Origin of the sequence: Streptomyces sp. HB132, from assembly GCF_016909575.1 — a bacterium.
Lineage (GTDB): Bacteria > Actinomycetota > Actinomycetes > Streptomycetales > Streptomycetaceae > Streptomyces.
In genome coordinates this window covers 1-1,640 of sequence record NZ_JAFBGA010000043.1, presented here as the reverse complement: position 1 = coordinate 1,640, position 1,640 = coordinate 1, and the positions used below count along the sequence as shown (strand labels likewise).

Genomic DNA, 1,640 nt, shown 5'->3' with positions numbered 1-1,640 from the left:
GATGTCCTGGCGGTGGGGACGTTGCGTCGTGGTGAGGGTGGTCCGGAGCGGTTTATGGCGTCGATGGCGGAGCTGTGGGTGCAGGGTGTCGAACTCGACTGGAGGACAGTTCTCGACAGCCCGGACACTCACGACGGCGCCCGCCACATAGACCTGCCCACCTACGCCTTCCAGCGGGAGCGTTTCTGGTTGGAGGGGGTGGGTGGTGCGGGTGATGTGTCTGGTGCCGGGTTGTCGGTGGTGGATCATCCGCTGTTGTCGGCTGGTGTGATGCTGGCGGGTGGTGACGGGTTCGTGTTCACGGGTCGGTTGTCGGCGAGGTCGCATCCGTGGCTGGCTGATCATGTGGTGGCGGGTCGTGTGCTTGTGCCGGGTGCGGCGTTGCTGGAGTTGGTGTTGCGGGCGGGTGAGTATGCGGGGTGTGACCGGCTGGAGGAGTTGGTGCTGCATGCTCCGTTGGTGTTGCCGGGGGATGGCGGGCCGGTTGATGTGCAGGTCAGTGTGGGTGACGTGGATGAGTCGGGGCAGCGGGCGGTCCGTGTGCATTCCCGGGTCGCTGTCGCCGGGCATGAGGATGCCGGCTGGGTAAGCCATGCGAGTGGTGTGCTGTCCCTGGGCGTGCAGATGGTGCCCGAATCGCTGTCGGGCGATGTGTGGCCGCCGGTGGGTGCGGTGCCTGTGGCTGTTGAGGGTTTGTATGAGTCGTTTGCGGCGGCGGGGTATGTGTATGGGCCGGTGTTCCAGGGGTTGCGGTCGGTCTGGCGGTGTGGTGAGGAGGTGTTCGCGGAGGTTGAGCTGCCGGTCGAGGCGGGTGGGTTCGCGGTGCATCCTGCGTTGCTTGATGCGGCGTTGCAGGCTCGTCTGGCGGTGTTGGTCGAGGAGGGTGGGGAGCGGGTGATGCCGTTCTCGTTCTCGGGTGTGCGGATTCATGCCACGGGTGCGAGTGCGGTGCGGGTGCGGGTCTCGCCGGCCGGGCCGGACGTGATCTCGGTGCGGTTGACGGACCTGGCGGGGCTGGAGGTCCTCACGATCGACGAGCTCGTCTCACGTCCACTGGCCGGGACAGCGGTGGCGGCTGCTGTTGAGGTGCCGGACTCGATGTTCGAGGTGAACTGGGTCAGTGCTCCCGCGGGTGGGATCGTTTCGCCGGAAGTAGAGGTGCCTGTTTTCGCGGATGTGGCGTCGGTGGTCGCGGCGGTTCGTGACGGTGCCCAGGTGCCTGCGGCTGTGGCGGTGTTCTGTCCGGAGGGTTCGGTTGCCGAGGCCCGAGAGGTTCTGGGGTCGGTTCTGGGACGGGTGCAGGAGTGGCTGGGGTGCCCGGAGCTGGAGGCGTCGCGGCTTGTCGTGGTGACGCAGGGTGGGGCGGCTGTTGGTCCCGGAGCTCGGGTCGATGTGGTGCAGGCAGCGGTTCGGGGCCTGATGCGCTCCGCGTGCTCGGAGTACCCGGACCGGTTCACACAGATCGATGTGGAGGTGCTGGACAACCCGTTGCTGCCACAGACCTTGGCTTGGGCGGTTGATTCGGGGGAGCCGGAGGTTGCGGTCCGGGGTGGTGTGGTGTCGGTGCCGCGGCTGGGCCGGGTCGCGGGTGGGGCGCTGACGGTTCCTGAGGGGGCTGGGGCGTGGTCGGTGGATTTGGA

1 protein-coding gene is annotated in these 1,640 nt (G+C 67.5%); it reads left to right on the top strand.

All coding sequences use genetic code 11. The features are described from left to right. Positions 1 to 54: 54 nt before the first annotated feature. Positions 55 to 1,640: polyketide synthase dehydratase domain-containing protein (locus tag JOC24_RS32960; protein WP_205024106.1), on the top strand; the 1,586-nt coding region annotated here is incomplete at its 3' end.